24 protein-coding genes are annotated in these 20934 nt (G+C 69.8%); 16 read left to right on the forward strand and 8 right to left on the reverse strand.

Annotated features, from left to right (window positions below):
* The 15 genes from EZ313_RS01480 (at position 1) to EZ313_RS01550 (ending at position 14849) form a co-directional block, all read left to right on the forward strand.
* Positions 1 to 1185, forward strand: coding sequence for a type II secretion system F family protein (locus tag EZ313_RS01480; protein ID WP_135261454.1), 1185 nt, complete (start codon positions 1 to 3; stop codon positions 1183 to 1185).
* Between the two features lie 62 nt (positions 1186 to 1247).
* Positions 1248 to 2867: a GspE/PulE family protein gene (locus EZ313_RS01485; RefSeq protein ID WP_135263522.1), complete on the forward strand. Its 1620-nt coding sequence runs from the start codon at positions 1248 to 1250 to the stop codon at positions 2865 to 2867.
* Positions 2848 to 4152, forward strand: coding sequence for a PilN domain-containing protein (locus EZ313_RS01490; protein ID WP_135261455.1), 1305 nt, complete (start codon positions 2848 to 2850; stop codon positions 4150 to 4152). Before EZ313_RS01485 ends, EZ313_RS01490 begins: the two co-directional genes overlap by 20 nt.
* A complete protein-coding gene (gene pilO / locus EZ313_RS01495; RefSeq protein WP_135261456.1) occupies positions 4133 to 4681 on the forward strand; it encodes a type 4a pilus biogenesis protein PilO in 549 nt (182 codons plus the stop codon). The genes EZ313_RS01490 and pilO overlap by 20 nt, the downstream gene beginning before the upstream one ends.
* Position 4682: 1 nt before the next feature.
* Positions 4683 to 5267, forward strand: a complete 585-nt coding sequence (locus EZ313_RS01500; protein WP_167772456.1) for a hypothetical protein — start codon at positions 4683 to 4685, stop codon at positions 5265 to 5267.
* Complete coding sequence (locus EZ313_RS01505; RefSeq protein ID WP_135261458.1) at positions 5264 to 7504, forward strand: secretin and TonB N-terminal domain-containing protein; 2241 nt, start codon at positions 5264 to 5266, stop codon at positions 7502 to 7504. The genes EZ313_RS01500 and EZ313_RS01505 overlap by 4 nt, the downstream gene beginning before the upstream one ends.
* 2 nt (positions 7505 to 7506) lie before the next feature.
* A complete protein-coding gene (locus EZ313_RS01510; RefSeq protein ID WP_135261459.1) occupies positions 7507 to 7992 on the forward strand; it encodes a type II secretion system protein in 486 nt (161 codons plus the stop codon).
* A gap of 1 nt (position 7993) precedes the next feature.
* Complete coding sequence (locus EZ313_RS01515; protein WP_135261460.1) at positions 7994 to 8371, forward strand: type II secretion system protein; 378 nt, start codon at positions 7994 to 7996, stop codon at positions 8369 to 8371.
* A 3-nt stretch (positions 8372 to 8374) separates the two neighbouring features.
* A complete protein-coding gene (locus tag EZ313_RS01520; RefSeq protein WP_135261461.1) occupies positions 8375 to 8854 on the forward strand; it encodes a type II secretion system protein in 480 nt (159 codons plus the stop codon).
* A gap of 108 nt (positions 8855 to 8962) precedes the next feature.
* The gene (locus tag EZ313_RS01525; RefSeq protein ID WP_135261462.1) at positions 8963 to 9667 is read left to right on the forward strand and encodes an ABC transporter ATP-binding protein; all 705 of its coding nucleotides are present in this window, start codon (positions 8963 to 8965) and stop codon (positions 9665 to 9667) included.
* Positions 9664 to 10914, forward strand: coding sequence for an ABC transporter permease (locus EZ313_RS01530; RefSeq protein ID WP_135261463.1), 1251 nt, complete (start codon positions 9664 to 9666; stop codon positions 10912 to 10914). Before EZ313_RS01525 ends, EZ313_RS01530 begins: the two co-directional genes overlap by 4 nt.
* A gap of 2 nt (positions 10915 to 10916) precedes the next feature.
* Entirely contained in the window at positions 10917 to 11447 is a 531-nt protein-coding gene (locus EZ313_RS01535; RefSeq protein WP_135261464.1) for a DUF3299 domain-containing protein, read from the forward strand.
* A 27-nt stretch (positions 11448 to 11474) separates the two neighbouring features.
* Positions 11475 to 12209, forward strand: coding sequence for an IclR family transcriptional regulator (locus EZ313_RS01540; protein WP_135261465.1), 735 nt, complete (start codon positions 11475 to 11477; stop codon positions 12207 to 12209).
* Between the two features lie 170 nt (positions 12210 to 12379).
* The gene (locus tag EZ313_RS01545; RefSeq protein WP_135261466.1) at positions 12380 to 13339 is read left to right on the forward strand and encodes a ThuA domain-containing protein; all 960 of its coding nucleotides are present in this window, start codon (positions 12380 to 12382) and stop codon (positions 13337 to 13339) included.
* A 79-nt stretch (positions 13340 to 13418) separates the two neighbouring features.
* Complete coding sequence (locus EZ313_RS01550; protein ID WP_135261467.1) at positions 13419 to 14849, forward strand: ELWxxDGT repeat protein; 1431 nt, start codon at positions 13419 to 13421, stop codon at positions 14847 to 14849.
* A gap of 9 nt (positions 14850 to 14858) precedes the next feature.
* Here the strand turns inward: EZ313_RS01550 and EZ313_RS01555 are convergent, their stop codons facing one another.
* The 6 genes from EZ313_RS01555 to pqqA are packed head-to-tail and all read right to left on the reverse strand — an operon-like array spanning position 14859 to position 18969.
* A complete protein-coding gene (locus EZ313_RS01555; protein ID WP_240788496.1) occupies positions 14859 to 15776 on the reverse strand; it encodes an alpha/beta fold hydrolase in 918 nt (305 codons plus the stop codon).
* A 2-nt stretch (positions 15777 to 15778) separates the two neighbouring features.
* The gene (gene pqqE, locus EZ313_RS01560) at positions 15779 to 16936 is read right to left on the reverse strand and encodes a pyrroloquinoline quinone biosynthesis protein PqqE (protein ID WP_135261468.1); all 1158 of its coding nucleotides are present in this window, start codon (positions 16934 to 16936) and stop codon (positions 15779 to 15781) included.
* Entirely contained in the window at positions 16914 to 17183 is a 270-nt protein-coding gene (gene pqqD / locus EZ313_RS01565) for a pyrroloquinoline quinone biosynthesis peptide chaperone PqqD (RefSeq protein WP_135261469.1), read from the reverse strand. Before pqqD ends, pqqE begins: the two co-directional genes overlap by 23 nt.
* Complete coding sequence (gene pqqC / locus EZ313_RS01570; protein ID WP_240788497.1) at positions 17180 to 17914, reverse strand: pyrroloquinoline-quinone synthase PqqC; 735 nt, start codon at positions 17912 to 17914, stop codon at positions 17180 to 17182. The genes pqqD and pqqC overlap by 4 nt, the downstream gene beginning before the upstream one ends.
* Position 17915: 1 nt before the next feature.
* Positions 17916 to 18836: a pyrroloquinoline quinone biosynthesis protein PqqB gene (gene pqqB, locus EZ313_RS01575; protein WP_135261471.1), complete on the reverse strand. Its 921-nt coding sequence runs from the start codon at positions 18834 to 18836 to the stop codon at positions 17916 to 17918.
* A gap of 58 nt (positions 18837 to 18894) precedes the next feature.
* Positions 18895 to 18969 (reverse strand): pyrroloquinoline quinone precursor peptide PqqA, encoded by a 75-nt coding sequence (gene pqqA, locus EZ313_RS23775; RefSeq protein ID WP_135263524.1) that lies wholly within the window; start codon positions 18967 to 18969, stop codon positions 18895 to 18897.
* A gap of 341 nt (positions 18970 to 19310) precedes the next feature.
* Between pqqA and EZ313_RS01585 the strand changes: the two genes are divergently transcribed.
* Positions 19311 to 19808, forward strand: coding sequence for a YbhB/YbcL family Raf kinase inhibitor-like protein (locus EZ313_RS01585; protein WP_135261472.1), 498 nt, complete (start codon positions 19311 to 19313; stop codon positions 19806 to 19808).
* A gap of 7 nt (positions 19809 to 19815) precedes the next feature.
* Here EZ313_RS01585 and EZ313_RS01590 read toward each other — a convergent pair whose 3' ends face one another.
* Both EZ313_RS01590 and EZ313_RS01595 read right to left on the reverse strand, forming a co-directional pair.
* Positions 19816 to 20520, reverse strand: a complete 705-nt coding sequence (locus EZ313_RS01590) for a hypothetical protein (protein ID WP_135261473.1) — start codon at positions 20518 to 20520, stop codon at positions 19816 to 19818.
* A gap of 165 nt (positions 20521 to 20685) precedes the next feature.
* Positions 20686 to 20892, reverse strand: coding sequence for a hypothetical protein (locus tag EZ313_RS01595; protein WP_135261474.1), 207 nt, complete (start codon positions 20890 to 20892; stop codon positions 20686 to 20688).
* Positions 20893 to 20934: the final 42 nt, after the last annotated feature.

Below are 20934 nucleotides of genomic sequence, written 5' to 3' on the forward strand. Positions count from 1 at the left end.
GTGCGCTTCCAGGTTCGTGCACTCAAGCCCGCCGAAGGCGTGGTGACGCTGATGGTGGAGGCCGCCGATGGCGCGGCTGCCCTCGAGCAGGCCCGCGCCCAGGGACTCTCCGCTTTGTCGGCCCGGCCGCTGCGCAACTTCGGCGAGCGGCTGGCCGCGCGCCAGAAACCGTTCCCGCTGCTGCAGTTCACGCAGGAACTGGTGGCGCTGCTGCGCGCCGGGCTCTCGCTGCCCGAGACGCTGGAGACGATGGTCGAGAAGGAGAGCCGCATGGATGTGCGCGCCACGCTGCAGCTCGTTCTCGACCGGTTGTTCGAGGGGCGCTCGTTCTCGCAGGCGCTGGAAGCCAGTCCGGCCATCTTCTCGCCGCTGTACGTGGCCACGGTGCGAGCGTCGGAGCGGACCGGCGACCTTCCCGAGGCGCTCGCCCGGTTCATCGAATACCAGGAAAAGCTCGACACGCTGCGCAAGAAGATCGTCTCGGCCTCCATCTATCCGGCCGTGCTGCTGGGCGTCGGCTTGCTGGTCACGCTGTTCCTGCTCGGCTACGTGGTCCCGCGCTTTTCCTCCATCTACGCGGAGTCCGGACGCGACCTGCCGCTGCTGTCGCGGCTGCTGCTCGACTGGGGCCAGTTCGTCAGCGGCCATGGCGAAATCGTGCTCGGCCTGTTCGTCGCGGTGTTCGCGCTCGCGTTGGCACTGCGCCGCCGTGCGGCCGCCGGCCTGCTGGCGCTCGCGCAGCGTTCGAACGTCCTGCGCGGCAAGCTGCTGGTCTTCCACCTGGCGCGCTTCTACCGGTCGCTGGGCATGCTGCTGCGCGGCGGCGTGCCGCTCGTGCCGGCGCTCGGGATGGTGAGCGGGCTGCTCTCGCCAGACCTGCGCGAGAAGCTCCTGCTGGCCACCGCCCGCGTGCGTGAAGGCGTGAGCCTGTCGGAAGCGATGACCTCGGCGGGCCTCACCACGGCCGTGGCCGCGCGGATGCTGCGCGTCGGCGAGAACACGGGCGACATGGCGGCCATGATGGAACGCGCTGCCGTCTTCCACGAGGAGGAGCTCTCGCGCTGGGTGGACTGGTTCACCAAGCTGTTCGAGCCGCTGCTGATGGCCTTCATCGGCGTGGTCATCGGCGGCATCGTGATCCTGATGTACCTGCCGATCTTCGAGCTGGCCGGGAGCCTGCAGTGAACCGCGAGCCGATCGGCGACGTCGTGCCGTTCAGCGCCGACGACATCGCGCAGGCGCGCCGCATGGCGCCCAGCCGCGGGCTGAGCGTGGTGGCCACGCTCGAAGAGATAGCGCAGGGCGCGCCAGCCGCGTTCGTCGCGCGGCTCGGGGCCTCGCTGCAGTACCCGGTGGCGGGCATCCATGACCTGCACCGCTGGCACCCCGCGTTCGACGTGCTGCCCTTCACCGAGGCGCTCAAGGCGCAGGTGCTGCCCATGTGGGACGCGGGGTCGCTGCGGCTGGTGCTGGGCGATCCGTTCTCCTTCGGGCGCATCGCATGGGCCGAGGAGCGGATCGGCGCGCCGTTCACCTGGACGCTCGCCCACCACGGCGACGTGGCCGCGTACCTGGCCCGCCACGAGGAGGGCCTGTCCGCGATGGCGAGCCTCGTCCCCGACGCTCCTTCGCGCGGCTCGCAGGACATCGATGTCGAGGACCTCTCGTTCCAGAGCATTACGCAGGACACGAGCCAGGTGGTGCGGCTGGTGCGCTCCACGCTCTACGACGCGCTCAAGGCGCATGCGTCGGACATCCACCTGGAGACAACGCCGGCGGGGCTCTCGATCCGCTATCGGCTCGACGGCGTGCTGGTGTCGATCGGCCAGGCCCACGGGCAGGAGGTGGCGGAGCAGGCCATCTCGCGGCTGAAGGTGATGGCCGAGCTGGACATCTCCGAGCGGCGCGTGCCGCAGGACGGCCGCTTCACGGTGTCCGTGCAGGGCCGCGAGATCGACTTCCGCGTGTCCATCATGCCCTCCATCTTCGGCGAGGACGCGGTGCTGCGCATCCTGGACAAGCAGCGGCTGGCGGACGCCGTTCGAGGGCTCACGCTGGACTCGCTGGGCTTCGAGGAGCGCGATCGCGTCCTCATCCGGCGCTTCGCGAGTGAGCCCTACGGCATGCTGCTGGTGACGGGACCCACCGGCAGCGGCAAGACGACCACGCTGTATGCCGCGTTGTCCGAGACCAGCACGGGGCACGACAAGGTCATCACCATCGAGGACCCGGTGGAGTACCAGCTGCCGGGCGTGCTGCAGATCCCCGTGAACGAGCGCAAGGGGCTCACCTTCGCGCGCGGGTTGCGGTCCATCCTGCGCCACGACCCCGACCGCGTGATGGTCGGCGAGATCCGCGACCCGGAGACTGCGCAGATCGCGGTGCAGGCCGCGCTGACGGGTCACCTCGTGTTCACCACCGTGCACGCCAACAACGTCTTCGACGTGCTCGGCCGTTTCACGCACATGGAGGTGGACCCGTACAGCTTCGCGGCGGCGCTGACCGGCATCGTGGCGCAGCGGCTGGTGCGTCTGAACTGCCCGCACTGCAGCGAGCCGGTCACCCCGACCGAGGAGCAGCTGCAGTCATCGCTGCTGACGGGCGATACGTCCGGCTTCCGCTTCATGGCGGGCAGCGGCTGCGGCCAGTGCCGCAGCACCGGCCACCTCGGACGGACCGCGATCGCCGAGATCATGGTGATGAACGACGAACTGCGCGAAATGATCGTGGCGCGCGAACCGATCCGCGCGCTCAAGGAAGTGGCGCGCCGCGGCGGCACCCGCTTCCTGCGCGAGGCGGCGCTGGAACTGGTGCGCACCGGCAGGACGAGCTTGGAGGAGATCAACCGTGTCACTTTCGTGGCGTGATCCGGTCCGCGTCTTCGTCTCCGGGGACGAAGTTCGCATCAGGCTTGGCGGCCGCAGCAGCGCGGCGGATGCGCAGCCTTGTGCGCTGGGCGTTCCCGCGGCGGAGGGCTGCGTCACCGCATTGCGCTCGCTGCTCGCGCGCAACGACGTGGGCCGCGCGCGAGTCGAGGTGGTGCTGTCCAACCAGCTGGTGCGCTACGCGCTGGTCCCCGACGCCGACCTGCTGCGCGATGCCGCCGAGCGACAGGCGGCCGCGATGCATTCCCTGGCCCACCTGTACGGCGAGGCCGCCGCGGGCTGGCGCGTGGCCCACGACATGGCGGACGGGTTCCTGTCCATGGTGGCGGCCGGCGTCGATGCCGCGCTGCTCGCAGGGCTCGAGTCCGTGCTGAAGGAAGCAGGCGCCCGCTCGGTGAAGGTCCGGCCTGCGCTCGAGCTCGCCATCAATGCTGCTTCGCTGCCCCGCGCGTTCCATGGCTGGCTCGCTGTGCTCGAGCCCGGGCGCATCCTCGTCGCGTCAGTCGTGCGCGGATCGCTGGTGGCGATGCGCTCCCATCGCATCCGTTCCGATGCGATGGCGGAACTCCAGGTCCTGCTGAACCAGAGCCGCCTGCTCGACGGAATGGAAGACGCAGGCGACGTGATCGTGTGCGCGGAGCCGGCGGGCCTTCCTGAAATGCGCGAAGAGAGCGGCTGGCGCATGGTTCCGCTGGATTTCACGGCCACGTCCAAGGCACCGTCCTGGCGCGCGAATAGCGTCCGCATCGATTTCGGCACGCACAGGCGCGAACTGCGGCCGGCCGAACTCGTCATCCTCGCGGCAGGTGTCGCCGCCCTGTCGTTCGCCTTCGTGCAGTACGGAAATGCGGTGAACGAACGCGCCTCGCTGCAACGCTCATTGGCCGAAGCGGATCGGTTTACGAAACGCCAGGGGCCGGCACTGGAAACGCGCGGGCTGGACAAGGCTTCCACTGCGGAGGTGCAGCGCGCCAACGCCGTCGTGGCGCGGCTTTCCGTGCCTTGGGATTCGCTGTTCATGGACATCGAGTCCGCGGCAGGGGAGGGCATCGCGCTCACCGGCTTCGAGCCCGAAGCCGGGCTGCGGCGCCTGCGCATCCAGGGCGAGGCGCGGCGCTTCGAGGACCTCACGCGCTACCTGGGTCGGCTGGAGAACGCGCCATCCCTGCAGAACGTCTTTCTCACCGGTCACGAGGCGCGCGACCGCGGCCTGACCTTCACCTTGACCGCCGATTGGATCCGGAGCGATGAAGCAGCACGCCCGTGAGTTGCGCCGCCTCGTGCGCCGCCTCGGCTGGTTTGCCGCGGCCGGCCTCGCCATGCTGCTCGCCGCGGTCCTCCTGCATTTCGGCGGCGCGCGACCCGTGCTTTCGGAGGTCGAGGCTTCGCGCCTGAAGCTCGCCACGTTGCGCGAGCAACTCGGTGCCGGAGGCCACCGCTTCGGCGAGCCGATTGCCAAGAGCGTGCCCGAGCAGCTAAGGGCGTTCCGCGAGTTCCTTCCGCGCAGCGAGTCGCTTCCGCGCTGGCTCGATGCGCTGCATGCCTCGGCGCGGGGCACGGGTGTCGCGATCCGTTCGGGCGAGTACCGCCTGGAGCGGCAGGAAGGCGGCCTCCTGCGCTATCACGTGACGCTGCCGGTAACCGGCAACTACACGCAGCTGCGGCAGTTCGTGAACGCCGTGCTCCAAGACGTGCCGGCCGCGTCGCTCGACGACGTGCAGCTGCGGCGCGAGGCCGGCGCGGCGGATCGCCTCGAGGCGCGCCTGCGGTTCTCCATCCATTTCGCGGGGCAGTGAGATGGGACTGAACACGCCCCGCATGCGCTGGATCGCCTACAGCCTCGCGGCCGCCGGGACGCTGGCAGCAATCGTGCTCAGTGAGCCGTCGTCGCAGGAGCAAACCGTGGCAGTCGTCGAACCCGTGCGGCGCGAGACTCGGACCGCCACGCCGATAGCGCAGGCCGAGGGCGAAGTGCGCGTGCGCCTCGACCTGCTGCGCAGGGCGCCCGGCTCGGAGTTGCCGCGCGCCGATCCATTCGCGTTGCCCGCGCCCCCGGCACCTGTCCAGCCCACCATTCAAGCCGCGCCGCCGCCCCCGAAGCCGCAGGCGCCGGCGCTGCCCTTCACGTACCTCGGCAAGTGGACCGAGAACGGCAAGACCATCGTGTACCTGGCGCGCGGCGAGAGCCATGTCGCCGTCAAGGGACCGGGGCGGCTGGACGACAGCTATTCGGTGGAGTCCGTGGACGAACGGCAGATCGTCTTGACCTACCAGCCGCTGGGCGTGCGGCAGGTGCTGCCGCTGGCAGCGGGCGCCGCGCCCGCGCCCTCCGCCGCCGCACCGCGCCCCAACGAATCCGAGCCATCCGAGGAGACCAATTGACCGCGCAACAACCGACCCCGGAAGCACGGCGCCGAGGCCGCCTGGCCCTGCTGGCGCCCTGGCTGCTGCTGGCCGCCTGCGCCACCCAGCAGCCTGACCTGCGCGAAGGCCAGCAGCTGATCGCTGCCGGCCGCTTCCAGGAAGGACTGGCCCGGCTCGAAGCGGCCGCCAAGGCGCAGCCGCGCGATCCGCAGGCGTACACCACCTACATCACGCAGCGTGCCGCGATCGTGAACGCGCAGGTGCGGGACGGCGACGCGCTCAGGGTCGCAGGCGACCTGCGCGGGGCCGAGGCGCAGTACCGGGCGGCGCTGCAGCTGGACCCGACGTCGGCCCTGGCGCAAGCCGGCCTGGAAGCGACCGCCCGGGCTGCGCGAAGCGACGCGAGCATGATCGAGGCGGAGCAGGCGCTGCGCGCAGGCGACGTGGCCAAGGCGGAGCGGCTCACGCGCTCGGTGCTTTCCGCGGAGTCCAACCATCCTCGCGCCCGCGCCATGATGAAGGCCGTGGCGGAACGGCGGGCGGCCGCGGAGACAGTGCCGCCCAGGCTGCGATCGGCACTGCAACGGCAGATCTCGCTGGACCTGCGCGATGCTCCCCTGCGTTCGATCCTGAACATCATCGCCAGCAACGGCGAGCTCAATTTCGTCTTCGACCGCGACGTCAAGACCGACCAGCGCGCCAGCATCTTCGTGCGCGACATGAGCCTGGACGACATCCTGCGCATCCTGCTGCTGACCAACCAGCTCGAACGCAAGGTGCTCAACGAGAACTCGATCCTGGTCTACCCCGCGACGCAGGCCAAGCAGCGCGAATACCAGGAGCTGGTCACCCGCAGCTTCTATCTGGCGAATTCCGACCCGAAGCAGACCGCCGCGATGATCCGCGCGCTGGTGAAGACGCGCGACCTGTTCGTCGACGAGAAGCTCAACCTGATCATCATGCGCGACACGCCGGACGCGGTGCGGCTGGCAGAGCAGCTGGTCGCGACGCAGGACCTGGGCGAGCCCGAGGTGATGCTGGAGCTGGAGGTGCTCGAGGTGGCGTCCAGCCTGGTCCAGGAACTCGGCGTGCGTTATCCGGAGCAGGTGAGCTTCTTCTCGCCGGATGCGAGCGGTGCGTTCCCGGCGCTCGTGGAGCTGCGGCGCTCCAGCGGGCTGCGGGCGCTGGTGCCGAACCCGGTGCTGCTGCTCACGCTGCGGCAGCAGGACGGGACGACCAACCTGCTGGCCAACCCGCGCATCCGCGTGAAGAACCGCGAGAAGGCCAAGGTTCACATCGGCGAACGCGTGCCCGTCATCACGACCACGTCGACCGCCAACGTCGGCGTCTCGTCGTCGGTGAACTACCTCGAGACCGGCCTCAAGCTGGACGTGGAGCCGAACATCTTCCTGGAGGACGAGGTCGCCATCAAGGTGCAGCTGGAGGTGTCCAACATCCTCGAACAGCTGAACGTGTCCGGCACCGTCGCGTACCGGCTCGGCACGCGCAACGCCGCGACCACCTTGCGCCTGCGCGATGGCGAGACGCAGGTGCTGGCGGGCCTGATCAACAGCGAGGACCGCAAGTCTTTCACCAAGGTTCCTTACGCGGGCGACCTGCCGGTCCTGGGCCGGCTGTTCCGCAACGACGACGAGCGCGGCAGCAAGACCGAGATCGTCCTGCTGCTCACGCCGCGCGTGGTGCGAAACCTGGCCCGGCCCGACACGGTCGCGCCGATGTTCTCCTCTGGGACGGAGGCTGCTCCGGGCGCCGCGCCGCTGCGTCTGGCCAGCGGCGGTCGCGTGGGACTCACGCCCGACGCCTCTGCGGCCGGCACGGCGGGTCCCGCCCCAGCCGCCGCAGCGCAGGCGCCGGCGCAGCCCGCCGTGCCCCTCAACCTCGTGGCGCCTGCGCAGGCGCCCGTCGGGTCGGAGTTCAGCGTCACGCTGTCGCTGCCCACGGGCAATGCGCCGGTCACGGCCAGCGTGCAACTCACGTTCGACCCGGCCGTGCTGAACCTGGTGGGCATCAGCCCCGCTTCTCCGGGCAGCCCGCCCGCGCCGGACCGCGGCACCGTGGCGGTGGAGGTGGCATCCGCCGGCATCCCGGGCACGCCGACCACGCCGACGCAGCTGCGGTTCCGCGTGGTCGGGAAGGAGCCGACCAACACCGAGATCGGGATCGAGGTGGTCTCGGCGAGCCGGCCGGTGCAGGCGCCGCCGTCGTCGCAGCCCGTGAGCATCGTGGGGCGGTAGGCATGCGGCGTTCGCGCACCGGCCTCGGGGGTTTCTCGCTGATCGAGATGGTCATCACCGTGGCCATCATCGGCGTGCTGGCCTCGATCGCGCTGCCGCTCGGTCAGCTCACGGTTCAGCGCGCCAGGGAACACGAGCTGCGGCGCGCACTGCGCGAGATCCGCACGGCGATCGACGAGTACAAGCGCGCCGCCGACCAGGGGCGCGTGGCCCGCGCGGCGGATGCCTCCGGCTATCCGCCTTCCCTGGACGTGCTGGTGGATGGCGTGCCGAACGCGAAGGATCCCGCCAAGCGCCCGATCTACTTCCTGCGCCGCCTGCCGCGCGACCCCTTCCACGAAGGCGAGGCGTCGCGCGCCTCCGAGACGTGGGGATTGCGCAGCTACGACTCTCCGCCGGACAACCCGCGCCCGGGCAAGGACGTGTTCGACGTCCATTCGCGCTCCGCCGCCGTCGGCATCGGCGGCGTGCCCTACCGGGAGTGGTGACGTGCGCCGCCGCGGTTTCACGTTGATCGAACTGCTGATCGTCCTGTCGATCATGGCCGTGCTGTTGACCATCGCGCTGCCGCGCTACTTCCAGTCGGTCGACCGTTCGCGCGAGGTCGCCCTCGCGCAATCGCTGATGGTGGTGCGCGATGCCATCGACAAGTACTACTCGGACCGCGGGCGCTACCCCGACAGCCTGTCCGATCTCGTGCAGGCCCGGTACCTGCGCGCGCTTCCGGTGGACCCCGTCACGGGCAACGCCGATGCGTGGGTGGTCGTGCCTCCGCCGGCGGGGACGATCGGCGGCGGTTCCCTGTACGACCTGCGCAGCGGTGCACCCGGCCAGTCCACCGAAGGCCGCGCCTTCTCGGAGTTCTGAGGGATGCGGCAGAAGGGCTTCACCTACATCGGGCTGCTGCTGCTGGTGGCGATGACCACGAGTGCGCTGGCCGTCGCGGCCTCGCTCTGGAGCCTGGAAAGCCGGCGCGAGAAGGAAGCCGACCTGCTCTTCATCGGCGCCGAGTTCAGGCAGGCGATCGCGTCGTTCCGCGAGCGCACGCCCGCGGGGCAGGCGCCGCGCTTTCCGCAGCGGCTGGAGGAGCTCGTCGACGATCGCCGCTGGCCCACGACGCGGCGGCACCTGCGGCAGGTCTACGTCGACCCGATGACGGGCTCGCGCGACTGGGGCCTGGTCACCGCGCCCGGCGGCGGCATCGTGGGCGTCTACAGCCGTTCCGAAGCGGCGCCGGTCAAGCGCGCCCGCTTTCCGGAGGACTACGAGGGCTTCGACGATGCGCCGGGTTACCAGCAATGGCGCTTCGTCTACTCGAGCCCCGGCGGCCCGGCGCAGGAGAAGAACTGAGACGGCCATGGGGATCACCCTGATGAGGAGCGGAGTGCGCGAGCCTATACTTTTGGAATGCCGTTCTGCAGTACGCAACGGGCTTCCGGACCCACGGCGATCCGCAGGATGCAACCGGTGAAAGCGATCGAAGCGCGGGACCTCCGCTTCTCCTGGCCGGGGCAGCCGGAGTGCTTGAGCCTTCCGGCCCTGGACCTCGACGCCGGGAGCCATCTCTTCGTGCACGGCCCGAGCGGCAGCGGCAAGAGCACGCTGCTGTCCCTCCTGGCCGGCGTGCTCACGCCGCAGGCCGGCAGTGTTTCGGTGCTCGGCCAATCCTGGACCGGATTGCGCCGCCCCGCGCGCGACCGTTTCCGCGCCGACCACATCGGCTACATCTTCCAGCAGTTCAACCTGCTGCCGTACCTGCCGGTGGTGGGCAATGTGACGCTGCCTTGCAAGCTGTCGCGCCGGCGCGCTGCGCGGGCCGAGGCCGCCGGCGGCGTGCTGGTCACCGGGCAGCTGCTGCTGCGCTCGCTGGGCATCGGGCCGGAGCTCTGGGATCGGCCCGCCGCGCAACTCTCGGTCGGCCAGCAGCAGCGCGTGGCGGCGGCGCGCGCCCTGATCGGGCAACCCGAACTCGTCATCGCCGACGAGCCCACGTCCGCGCTGGACGCGCAGCGGCGCGAGGGGTTCATGCACCTGCTGCTGGCCGCCTGCGGCCGCGCGGGCAGCGCGCTGGTGTTCGTCAGCCATGACGAGCGACTGGCGACGCACTTCGCCCGATCCGTGTCGCTGGCGCGAGAGGATGCGGCGCAGGAGCACGTGGCGTGAGGGGCATCCTCTCCATTGCGTGGCGCAGTGCCTGGAACCGGCGCTTCGTGCTGCTGCTCGTCGTGCTGTCGATCGCGTTCTCCACCTTCCTCGTGATGACGCTGGAGCGCGTGCGGGCGGATGTGCGGGAGTCCTTCTCGCAATCGGTGTCCGGGACGGACCTGATCGTCGGGCCGCGCGGCGGCCGGCTCGAACTGCTGCTGTACTCCGTGTTCCGCTGGGGCTCCGCCCCCGGCACGATGCAGTGGAGCAGCGCCACGAAGATCGGCGCTCATCGCAGCGTGGCGTGGTGGGTGCCGCTGTCCCTGGGCGACTCGCACCGCGGCTTTCCCGTGCTGGCCACCACGCCTTCGTACTTCGAGCATTTCCGCTTCGGCCGGCGCGAGCGGCTGCAGTTCGAGCAGGGCGGCGGGTTCGGGTCGGACTTCGACGCGGTGCTCGGCGCCGACGTGGCGCAGGCCCTGGGCTATGAACCCGGTGAGCGCATCGTGCTCAGCCACGGCACGGGAGAGGCCGATTTCAACGACCACGCTGACAAGCCGTTCACCGTCGTGGGCGTCCTGCGCCGGACCGGAACGCCGGTGGACCGCACCATCCACATCGGGCTGGACGGCATGGACGCCGTCCACGAGCACTTCGCGGGAGGGGTGGCGCTTCCGGCCTCGCACAACGCCGCGCATGCCGACGACGAGGACCGCACCATCACGGCCGTGCTCGTGGGCCTGAAGAACCGCGCCGCGGTGTTCTCGGTCCAGCGGGACATCCAGGATTTCCGCGGCGAACCCTTGATGGCCGTGCTGCCCGGCGTGGTGCTCGACGAACTCTGGCAGGCGGTGGGAAGCACCGAGCAGGTCCTGCGCTGGATGACCGCCTTCGTGGCCGCAGTGAGCCTCGCAGGCCTGGTGGCGGTGGTGCTCACGGGGCTCGAACAGCGCCGACGCGAACTCGCCATCCTGCGGGCCGTGGGCGCAGGGCCGGGCCACGTGATGCTGCTGCTTTGCGTCGAGGGCGTGCTGATCACGGCCGCCGGGGCGTTCCTCGGCCTTGCCGCGCACTGGCTCGCCATCGGCCTGCTCGACGACTGGCTTCGGGTCAGCTGGGGCGTGCAGGTCGCGCTCACCGCACCGGGCGCGCACGAACTCACCCTGATCGGTTCCATCCTGGCGTGCGGGGTCCTCGCCAGCCTGCTTCCCGGCTTGCGCGCCTACAGGATCTCGCTGGTCGACGGTCTTTCACCGCGGGTTTGAACATGAGATCACGGGTCATCGCAGGGTTGCTGTTCGCGTTCGCGTGGTTCGCGACGCCGCTGTTCGCGGCGGCGCCCGCCTTCCAGGAAATCGGGTGGCTCGCGCTGGTGCCCAGGGACTGGAAGCCGCAGGAGAAGCTGGATCGCAAGAAGGCCGAGTCGCTCAAGGACGGCGACGCGCTGGCGCAGGAAATGATGAAGGAGCTGCGCGAGGTGCTCGACTCCGCGCCGACCGTCCCATCGCTGAACGGCACGCGCGTGCGCATGCCCGGCTTCGTCGTGCCGCTCGACACGTCGCGCGACGGGTTCAGCGAGTTCCTGCTCGTGCCCTACCACGGCGCCTGCATCCACACGCCCCCGCCTCCGGCCAACCAGATCGTCCACGTCGTGTCCAGGCAGCCGGTGAAGGGCTTCCAGAGCATGAGTGCTGTGTGGGTGTCCGGAACCATGCAGGTGGTGCGCAAGGACACCGGCATGGGCGTCAGCGGCTACGCGCTGGAGCTCGCGGCGATCGAGCCGTACCGCCCGAAATGAGCCTGCTGCCGACGATCGGATAGAGCCATGCCCCGACGCGCCGCGTTTCCCTCCATCGCCGACGAACATGCCGCGCCCGGCGGCGCTGCCGCGGTCGATCGCGCCGTGACGCTGCTGTCCCTGTTCGCGGGCGGCAGCGGCCCGTACACGCTCAGCGCGCTGGCGGAGCAGACCAAGCTCTACAAGAGCACGGTGCTGCGCCTGCTGGCCTCGCTGGAGCATTCCGGGCTGGTGCTGCGGCAGGCCGACGGGCGCTACGCGTTGGGGCCGATGATCGCCCGGCTGTATGCCTCGTATGCGGCCTCGTTCTCGCTGGAATCGGTGGTGATGCCGGTACTGCGGCAACTGGTGGAGCGGACGACCGAGAGCGCGGCCTTCCACGTGAGGCAGGGCGAGCACCGCCTCTGCCTGTACCGCGTCGATTCGACGCAGCCGGTGCGGGACCACATCAAGGTGGGCGACCTGATGCCGCTCACGCAGGGCGCCGGCGGCCGGGTACTCATGGCATTCGCGGGCACCCCGGGCGCGATGTACGAGCGGATCCGCCGCGACCATCTCGCAGTGCTGTGCGGCGATCGCGTGCCGGAACTGGCGGGCGTGTCCTCGCCGGTGTTCGATGCCGCGGGAATGCTGGTCGGCGCGGTGACGCTGACCATGCCGAAGGAGCGCCTGTCGCCCTCGCATGGCCCCCATGTGGTGCGTTCCGCCGCCGACCTGACCGCGAAGCTTGGCGGGCGCTTCCCGCGCACCGTGACCGAATAACTCATCCGCAGCTTCGTTGGGGGTTTGTCCCTACGTTTTGGCGCGGAGCGCCTTCCTATACTGCCCCTCGAGCTAAAAACAAAACGCCGTTTCGTACAGCAGAACGGCAGCTTGCGGCTCCAGGAAAGCAGTCGTCTCCGCCACGAAAGAACTTCACCGAAAGGAATCACATGATCCAAGCCAGCCTTCGTCTCGGCTTCGCGGCACTGGCCGCCTGCATGTCGGTCGGCTTCGCGCACGCGCAGCCCGCCCGGGCCGACGCACCCGGAAGCGTCAAGAAGAGCAGCCACGACGTGTACTACAACGTCTGCCGCGGCACCGATCCCGCCTGCCTGGCGCAGAACAACGGCTGGCCCGAGGTTTCCGCAACCGCCAAGACCCGCGTGCTGATCTACTCGCGCACCGCCGGTCCGCGCCACGCCAACCTCGGCACCGCGGCTGCCCCCGGCGCCGGGCTGAACCCGCCGATGGCGCCCAACAACGTGATGCAGGCCAAGCTGAGGGAGTGGCTGGCCGAGGAAGGCATCACCGCCGACTGGACCGAGGACCCCGCCCGCTTCAGCCCGAACAACTACGCCGCCGTGATCCTGGCCAGCGGCAACCGCGACAACCTGTTCGACATCGCCCAGACGTCGCCGACCACCCCCATGACCAACCTGCGCCAGTACATGCGGCGCGGCGGCGGAGTGGTGGCGATCCACAACGCCTTCGGCGCCAACTACAACTGGCCGTACTACGAAGGGCTGCTGGGCAACGCCAACTTCTTCGACCATGGCCCGAACCGCGCCGGCACGGTGAACACGTTGGCCGCCGATCCTTCGACCGCCGGCCTGCCGGCTACTTGGGCATTCCAGGACGAGTGGTACAACCTCACGCCGTTCCCCACGAACGTGAAGTTCCTGCTGTCGGCCACGGTCAATCCGGGCGGAACCGGAGCCGCCACGGTGCGCGACTTCCACCCGGTGGCCTGGTGCCAGTACTTCGACGGCGGACGCGTGCTCGCCACCACGCTGGGCCATAACGCCCATTCGTTCGACGGCACCGGTGTGGGCGCCGCCGAGTTCAAGAAGTTCATCGTGCAGGGCATCAAATCGGCCATGGGCCTGACGCCCTTCTGCACCGAGCAGTAAGTTCCCGCCACCCAAGCAGGCCGCGCGAAAGCACGGCCTGCTTTTTCGTTTCTTCTTCCGCGAATCCAGCCTCGCCCCCATGAAAGATTTCTCCCGCCTTCGCCGCGCGTTCTCGTTTTTTTCGCTCGCCCTGGCCGCCGCTGCGTTCGTCCCGCAGGCCACCGCGCAGGATCCATCGCGCGAGGTCGTCCCCGAGCAGCTGCAGGCCGGCGCATTCATCGCGCCTTCGAACCTGACGACGCTGGACTCGCGACTGCTGTTCACCGCCTTCCACGTGCGCCACGGGCAGGAGCTCTGGGTGACGGGCGGCCCGGGCGAGGGCGCGACCCTGCTCAAGGACCTGCGCCCCGGGTTCCAGGGCTCGTTCCCGGTCGGCCAGCTCCGCTGGCGCGGCCAGGTCTACTTCACGGCCAATGACGGCCTGGCGGGGCTCGAGCTATGGAGGACAGACGGGACGCCTGACGGCACCTCGAAGGTCATCGACATCCGTGCCGGAGAAGAGGGTTCCACGCCGAATGCATTCACGGTGTTCAAGGATTCACTCTGGTTCGTCGCCCACGACGGAGCGTCCGGCTTCCAGCTGTGGCGCACCGGCGGCGACGCGGAGAGCACCAGCCGCGTGAGCTCGATCAACGCCGGCCCCGGCGCCGTGGTCCGTCAACTCACCGTCGCCGGCGGGCGCATGTTCTTCACGGCCACGACGCCGGAGCACGGCCACGAACTCTGGGTTACCGAAGGCACCCCCGCGAGCACGCGCCTCGTGCGCGACATCCGGCCGGGCCCGGAAGATTCGGGCATCCAGAACCTGCTCGCCGTCGGCCCGGACGTGTACTTCACGGCGAGCGATGGCGTGCACGGCATCGAGCTGTGGAAGAGCGACGGCACGCCGCAGGGCACGCGGCTGGTGGCGGACCTGGCGCCGGGCGAAGCCGCATCGCGTCCTGCGTATCTGGCGCGCCTTGGCCGCCACGTCTTCTTTGCGGCGGAGGATGGCCGCCACGGCGTCGAGCTGTGGAAGACGGACGGGACCGCCAAGGGCACGTCGATGGTCCGCGACATCCGTGGCGGGCGTACTGGCTCGTTTCCCAGCTACCTGACGGAACTCGGCGGGCAGCTGTACTTCGCGGCCACCGATGGCGTGGCTGGGGTGGAGCTCTGGAAGAGCGACGGCACCGCCGCGGGCACGACCCTGGTCGCCGACCTCGCGCCCGGCGCCGCGAGTTCCTCGCCCGCGCGGTTCGCGGTGCTGGACAAGCAGCTGTGGTTCTCGGCGAACGACGGGAGCCATGGCGTGGAACCCTGGCGCACGGACGGCAGCCGTGCCGGCACGCGCATGGCCGCCGACATCGTGGCCGGCAGCCGCGACTCGAACCCGCTGCGTTTCATGCGCCATGGCGCGGGCACCTTCTTCGTCGCCGAGGATGCGGCGGGCAACGAGCGGCTGTGGCGGCTGCCCGCGAAGGGCGAGCCCACGCTGGTCGGCGACCGGCTGGCTGCGCGTCTGCGCTGAAGGGCGCACTCAGACGCGCTGGAACATTCCGGTCTCCGCGAACTCGTGCAGGGCCTGCTTCATGGCCGCGGCCATCGCGGGATGCGTCGGGTCGTGCCCGGCACCCGGCACCCAGCGCAGCGTCGCGCGTCCGCCGAGGACCTGGTGCAAGGCGGCCGCGCCTTCCGGCGGGCAGATCGCGTCCTGCGTGCCGTGAAGCAGCAGCGTCGGGGCCGCCGGCAGTCGCGCGCACCGCTCCAGCAGCGGCGGATCGGTGAGCCAGCATCCGTGTCGCAGGTAGTGGCTCTGCACGCGGTAGCGCTGCACGAGCCGCTGGTACGTGGCGGCATCGGGAGGCTGCGCGGCGCGAGCGCCCGCCAGCTGCTGCTCCGAGATCGACCAGCACAGCGCGGCTGCGCACTGCGCTTCCCATGTCCCTGACGCGAACACCTCCGCGAGGTGGTCCACCAGCGGACGGCCGGCCACCTCGGCCTGCTGCTGCAAGCCGCGCCAGGCTTCCGCGTTCGTGCGCACTGCCGCGTCGAAAAAGCTGGTGATGTCCTCCGGCCGGGCCAGGAACACATTGCGCAGAAGCAGTCCGGCGACGGCGCCGGGCTGGTCGATCGCATGCACCAGCGCGAGCGTGGCGCCCCACGATCCGCCGACGACCAGCCAGCGATCCACCCGCAGCGGTTCGCGCAGCAGGCGCAGGTCGGCCAGCAGGTGTTCGAGCGTGTTGGACGCGATCTCGCCGGCCGGCGTGCTGCGGCCGGCGCCGCGCTGGTCGGGGCAGAGGATGCGGTAGTGCGCCGGGTCGAGCAGGCTGTGCAGCAGCGGCGAGCTGCCCGAGCCCGGTCCGCCGTGCAGCACGAGGGCGGGCCGGCCGGCCGGATTTCCGTGCTCCTCCACATGCATCACGTGGCCGCCGCCGACAGGCAGCCGGTGCACGATCACGACTCGGCCGCCAGCACCCGGGAGTTTTCGTCGGTGCGGAACACGAGCTGGCCCGCGCGCCGTGCGCCCGGCACGAAACGGATCGGGACAGCGTCTCCACCGGGGAGCGCTGCCGCGTCGACGAGGGACTGCACCTTCCCATGCGCCGGGCTCTTGCCGCAGACGGGATCGGTGGCCGCGGCATCACCGGTGAGCAGGAACGACTGGCAGCGGCAGCCGCCGTGGTCCTTCCCATGCTCGGGGCAGCTGCGGCAGGTGTCGTTCATCCAGTGCTCGCCGCGGTACGCGTTGAAGCCGGGGCTGTCGCGCCAGATCTGCGCAACCGATTGCGCGCGCACGTTCGGAAACTCCATCGGAAGCATGCGCGCGCTGTGGCAAGGGAGCGCGAGCCCGTCGGGAGCGACGACCAGGAACACGCTGCCCCAGCCCGCCATGCAGGGCTTCGGCCTGGCCTCCGCGTAGTCGGGCGCGACCCAGAGGATCTTCATGCGGCCCTGCAGTCGCGCGCGGTGTTCGTCGACCAGGGCTTCCGCCTGCGCAAGCGCTTCGCGCGAAGGCATGAGCGCTTGCCGGTTCACCCACGCCCAGCCGTAGTACTGCACGTTGGCCAGCTCCAGGAACTCCGCGCCCATCTCTTCGGCCATCTCGACGATGCGGCCCACGTGCGGCAGGTTGTAGCGGTGCATCACGCAGTTCAGCACCATGGGATAGCTCAGGTCCTTGATCGTGCGTGCGACGCGCGACTTGAGCTCGAAGGTGCGGGTGGAGCTGAGGAAGTCGTTCAGCTCGCGGGTGGAGTCCTGGAACGAGAGCTGGATGTGGTCCAGCCCGGCGTCCTTGAGCGCCTTCGCGCGCTGCGGCGTGAGGCCGACGCCGGAGGTGATCAGGTTGGTGTAGAAGCCCAGCCTGCGAGCCTCGCCCACGAGGTCCTCCAGGTCGTCCCGCAGCAGCGGTTCGCCGCCCGAGAATCCGAGCTGCACGGCGCCCATGGCGCGCGCTTCGCGGAACACCCGCATCCACTCGTCGGTTCCGAGTTCATCGCGGTGGCTCGCGTAGTCCACCGGGTTGGAGCAGAACGCGCAGTGCAGCGGGCAGCGGTAGGTCAGCTCCGCCAGCAGCCACAGCGGCGGCTTAACGGATCCAGCCGCGGCCACCGGCCTGCTCCAGGAAGGCGAGCACGTCGGCCCGGAGGTCGGATTCGCCGAACGTCGATTGGAGATCGGCGACCAGCGCCTGCACCGGGGTCCTGCCGTCGCAGCGCTTCAGGATCTCGGCGGCCGGCCCGTTGAGCCGGACCATGCCTTCGGGATAGAGCAGCACCCAGGACTGCTGCGCCTCCTCGAACTGCATGCGGTACATCGGGTTCAGCGCCGGATGGGCGTCGTCGGTCCACGCGTTCATGGCTGCTGCGCCTGCGGCAGGTTGTCGGGATAGGCCTTCTCGATCGCATCGAGCATCGCCCACAGGATGTCCAGCTTGAAGCCGAGGATCTGCACGGCCCGCTCCTGGCGTTCGCGCGTGGTGCACCACTGCATCGCCACCTCCAGGCCGTGTTCCACGTCGCGGCTGGCCAGCGGGATGCGGCTGCGGAAGTAGTCGAGCCCGCCCGCCTCGATCCAGGGATAGTGGCTCGGCCAGCCCGCGAGCCGGTCCTTGTGGATGCGCGGCGCGAACATCTCGGTCAGCGATGAGATCACCGCCTCCTGCCACGGCGCATGCCGCGCGAAGTTGACGTAGGCATCCACGGCGAAGCGCACGCCGGGCAGCACGTGCCGGTGCATCTCCAGGTCTTCGCGGCGCAGGCCGGTGGCGATGCCCAGGCGCGCCCAGATCTCGATGCCGCCGGCGTCCGCGCCCTGGTAGGGCGCGCGGCCGTCGTGGTCCAGCATGCGGTCGATCCAGCGGCGGCGCGTGGCGCGATCGTCGCAGTTGGACATGATGGCCGCGTCCTTCACCGGGATGCGGCACTGGTAGTAGAAGCGGTTGGCCACCCAGCCGCGCACCTGGAACGGCTGCAGCGCGCCGGCATTGAGCCTGCGGTTGAATGGATGGTGGATGTGGTAGCGCGATTCCAGGCTGCGCAGGCGCGCCTCGAACTCCTGCGGCGACCACGGGCTCAAGTCTTGCGTCACTTCAGAGGTCCAGTTGCATCCCGTCGAAGGCGACTTCGATGCCCAGGCGAGCGAGCTGCGCGCGCTCGGGGCCGTCATCGTCCAGGATCGGGTTGCTGTTGTTGATGTGGATGAGGATCCTGCGGCGCGCGCGGCTGGCCTGCAGTACGCGCAGCATGCCGGGCCCGCGCGGGCCGTCGCACTGGGGCAGGTGGCCCATGTCGGCGGCGTACTTGCTGCCCAGGCCCGCGGCGACCATCTCGTCCTCGGTCCAGAAGGTGCCATCGACCATCACGCAGTCGCTTTCATCCAGCCAGCGCCGCTCGGCCGCGCCCACCTGTGCCAGTCCCGGCGCGTAGAACAGACGGCCGCCGGTGGTGGGGTCCTCGATCACCAGGGCCGCGTTGTTGCCGAGGGTCTCCGACTTCCGGCGCGGGGAATAGGGCGGCGCCTTGCCGGGCACGGACACCGGCTGCAGGCGCAGGCCGGCGACCTCCCGCCATCCGCCGCCTTCCGGCGTCAGCGGCATCGGATGCCAGCTCACGCCGCAATAGCTTTCCAGCACCTTCAGCAGCGGCAGACCGCTGCTGAGGTCTTCGTACACCGCGGGCGCGCAATGCAATTGCAGGCGCGGACCCTCGCGCAGGCTGAGCAGGCCGACGGCGTGGTCGACCTGGGAATCCATCAGCACGACCGCGCGGATCGGCGTGTGGCGCAGGCCGCTGCGCGGATGCAGCGCCGGGGCGGCACGCAGCTGCGCACCGAGGTCGGGGGAGGCGTTCAGGAGGATCCAGTCCTCGCCATCGCGCGAGACGGCGATGGAGCTCTGGGTGCGGGCCTGCGCCCGAATGCGCCCCGAGCGCTGGCCCGCGCACATGCGGCAATTGCAGTTCCACTGCGGGAACCCGCCGCCGGCTCCGGAGCCGAGCACCAGTACTTTCATGCGGGAGAAGAAAAAAAGAAAAGCGGCACCGGCGAACCGGTGCCGCGGGAGCCCGCGTTCAGCGAGCCGAGATGTACATCGTGATCTCGAAGCCGAAGCGGAAATCCTCGAATTCAGGCTTGCACCATTTCATGCATGACTCCTTGTGGTTGCGGGTTGGGAGAAACAACGGCCGGGTGGGGTGACGGTGTTCTGTGCGACAGAACACCGTTTCGAAATAGTACCCCAGCCGGGAGGCTGCCGTGGGGGAGTGGAATCCCTGATGACGGGCTCGTCCGGGTCCAGGCTAGGCGCCGGATGGCACCCGCAGCACTCGCGCAAACCGTCGAGGCGGATCAAAGCTCAACGCCGCCCGCTCGAGTCGACGCGGGACTATGCTGAAGGCATGGCGGCGCAGCAGGAAAAAAGGCGGCCGCGTTTCCAGGGGCGCTGAGCGCGACGCCGGCGTCCCGCACCTCTGGCAGGAGATGCCCCATGACCTCGAACTTGAAGCTTCGCAGTCCCGACTTCGCCGACAACGCCACGCTGCCGCGCGCGCACGTGCACAGCGTCATGGGCGCAGGCGGGGACAACGTCTCGCCCGCGCTCACGTGGGAAGGCGCGCCCGCCGGCACGAAGAGCTTTGCGCTGACGTGCTATGACCCGGACGCGCCGACCGGCTCGGGCTGGTGGCACTGGGTCGTCTACGACATCCCGGCGTCCGCGACCGAACTGAAGCGCGGTGCGGGCAGCGCCGCGGGCGACCAGCTGCCTCCCGGCGCGAAGCAGGGCCGCACCGACTTCGGCAGCCGCGAGTACGGCGGCGCCGCGCCGCCGCCGGGACACGGCAACCACCGCTATGTGTTCACGCTGTACGCCCTGAACGTGGACAAGCTCGATGCGCCCGCGGACGCATCGGCCGCCTACATCGGCTTCCTGATCCACTTCGCCAAGATCGGCGAAGCGAAGACGACCGCGGTGTACGGCCGTTAGCGCCGCGTCAATTGGCCGCGAAGCAGTAGAAGCGCCCGGCCCCGCCGGTGCGCACCAGCGCTTCCTGGCTGCAGCCGGCCGACTGGTGCGAGAAGTTCCAGGACCGCGCCCAGACGTCCTGCGTCGGACCGGCCCGGTCGTGGTGGCCGACGATCGCGGAGCCGTCCGCGCCGCTGTGCGTCCAGGCCTTGCAGGTGGTGTCGGTCTGCGGTGCGAACGCGGTGCCGTCGTCGCGCGAGCCGGTGAGGATGTCGTGCTCGTTCGGCTTCTCGGTGCGGCCGGGCACGGGACCACCGCGTTCGTCCAATGCCGTTTCCTTGGTGAGGTTGGCGCCGCTGTGCAGGTGGTTCACGTCGCGGGCGATCAGCACGCCCTTTGCGTTGTGCCAGGGGCCTTTGCCGATCCGGTCGCGCGCGTTCACGGTCGCGACCCCCGGGGTCGTGCCGGAAGGCATCGTCGGCGGCGTGCTCAGGTAGGCCCGCCACGTGCGACTGCCGGCACCCGCCGCGGCAGCCAGCTTCTGGCAGTGCGCATCCGCGCCGGCCAAGCCGCCGAGGTCGCCGCCCCTGCCTGTCCCCACACTGGTGATGAAGAAACTCATGGGGCCCGTGCCGGAGCCTGCGGAGGCTGACGGTCCAGAAGACGACGGCGTCGTGCAGGCGGCCAGCAGCGCCAGGCTGCCGAGAGCGGTGAGGGTGGAGGCTTTGCGCATGGGAAGACCCTTCTTTAGGTGGTGGGACCAACCATTACGCAGCATCGAAAACGCGGGTGGCACGAGGGAGTTCCCTGACGGGTCTCTGACTGAACCCGACAGTGTTCGTGCAATGAAGAAGGCCGCTCGCGGCGGCCGGATGCGGGCGCCTGGCGCGCCCGCTGTTCAGGTCGGGATATCCGGCGCCTTCAGTTCTTCCACCGGGCCGAACACCGACCAGGGTTCGGTGTCGTCCGCGCCCGAGATGCGGGAATCTTCGTCGGCGCGCATGTACGGAATGACGCTGGCGGCGCCATGTCCGCCATGGGGCCGCGCAGGCTGGGGCTCAAGCTTGGTCTTGAAGACCGCATAGGTCCTGAAGCGGGTGAACATCGCGTGGCCCTCCTCCAACGCTGGCTCGGCTGTCCAATATAA

Origin of the sequence: Ramlibacter henchirensis (genome assembly GCF_004682015.1) — a bacterium.
GTDB classification, from domain to species: domain Bacteria; phylum Pseudomonadota; class Gammaproteobacteria; order Burkholderiales; family Burkholderiaceae_C; genus Ramlibacter; species Ramlibacter henchirensis.

Coding starts and splice junctions, on each gene's coding strand:
- EZ313_RS01485 (WP_135263522.1), top strand. CDS start 1,248: ATGGCGCCCAGCCGCGGGCTGAGCGTGGTGGCCACGCTCGAAGAGATA.
- pilO (WP_135261456.1), top strand. CDS start 4,133: ATGAAGCAGCACGCCCGTGAGTTGCGCCGCCTCGTGCGCCGCCTCGGC.
- EZ313_RS01500 (WP_167772456.1), top strand. CDS start 4,683: ATGGGACTGAACACGCCCCGCATGCGCTGGATCGCCTACAGCCTCGCG.
- EZ313_RS01510 (WP_135261459.1), top strand. CDS start 7,507: ATGCGGCGTTCGCGCACCGGCCTCGGGGGTTTCTCGCTGATCGAGATG.
- EZ313_RS01520 (WP_135261461.1), top strand. CDS start 8,375: ATGCGGCAGAAGGGCTTCACCTACATCGGGCTGCTGCTGCTGGTGGCG.
- EZ313_RS01525 (WP_135261462.1), top strand. CDS start 8,963: ATGCAACCGGTGAAAGCGATCGAAGCGCGGGACCTCCGCTTCTCCTGG.
- EZ313_RS01535 (WP_135261464.1), top strand. CDS start 10,917: ATGAGATCACGGGTCATCGCAGGGTTGCTGTTCGCGTTCGCGTGGTTC.
- EZ313_RS01540 (WP_135261465.1), top strand. CDS start 11,475: ATGCCCCGACGCGCCGCGTTTCCCTCCATCGCCGACGAACATGCCGCG.
- EZ313_RS01545 (WP_135261466.1), top strand. CDS start 12,380: ATGATCCAAGCCAGCCTTCGTCTCGGCTTCGCGGCACTGGCCGCCTGC.
- EZ313_RS01550 (WP_135261467.1), top strand. CDS start 13,419: ATGAAAGATTTCTCCCGCCTTCGCCGCGCGTTCTCGTTTTTTTCGCTC.
- pqqD (WP_135261469.1), bottom strand. CDS start 17,183: ATGAACGCGTGGACCGACGACGCCCATCCGGCGCTGAACCCGATGTAC.
- pqqB (WP_135261471.1), bottom strand. CDS start 18,836: ATGAAAGTACTGGTGCTCGGCTCCGGAGCCGGCGGCGGGTTCCCGCAG.
- EZ313_RS01585 (WP_135261472.1), top strand. CDS start 19,311: ATGACCTCGAACTTGAAGCTTCGCAGTCCCGACTTCGCCGACAACGCC.
- EZ313_RS01590 (WP_135261473.1), bottom strand. CDS start 20,520: ATGCGCAAAGCCTCCACCCTCACCGCTCTCGGCAGCCTGGCGCTGCTG.
- EZ313_RS01595 (WP_135261474.1), bottom strand. CDS start 20,892: ATGTTCACCCGCTTCAGGACCTATGCGGTCTTCAAGACCAAGCTTGAG.